This is a genomic window from Rhodoplanes roseus (assembly GCF_003258865.1).
In the GTDB taxonomy this organism is placed as follows: Bacteria; Pseudomonadota; Alphaproteobacteria; order Rhizobiales; family Xanthobacteraceae; genus Rhodoplanes; species Rhodoplanes roseus.
Map to the genome: position 1 here is coordinate 1 of NZ_NPEX01000708.1, position 329 is coordinate 329.

Annotated in this window: 1 protein-coding gene; it reads left to right on the plus strand. The window is 64.4% G+C overall.

The genetic code is table 11. The features are described 5' to 3' along the window. A partial coding sequence (locus CH341_RS32060; RefSeq protein ID WP_281023742.1) for a 5'/3'-nucleotidase SurE occupies positions 1-329 on the plus strand: 329 nt, incomplete at both ends.

The window sequence follows — 329 nt, forward strand, 5'->3', positions numbered from 1 at the left end:
GCGCGCTTTCCGACGATGTGTGGGTGGTCGCGCCGGAGACAGATCAATCGGGCGTGGCGCATGCGTTGACCCTGAGCGACCCTTTGCGCTTGCGGGAGGTCGACGAGCGCCATTTCGCCGTGCGCGGAACGCCGACGGATTGCGTGATCATGGCCTCGAAGGTCGTCATCGGCGAAAAGCCGGACCTGGTGATCTCTGGCGTGAACCGGGGACAGAACATCGCCGACGATGTGAGCTATTCCGGTACGGTTGCCGGTGCGATCGAAGGGACGATCCTCGGGATCCGCTCCTTCGCTCTGTCGCAGGCGTTCGGGGCGGACACGATCGAC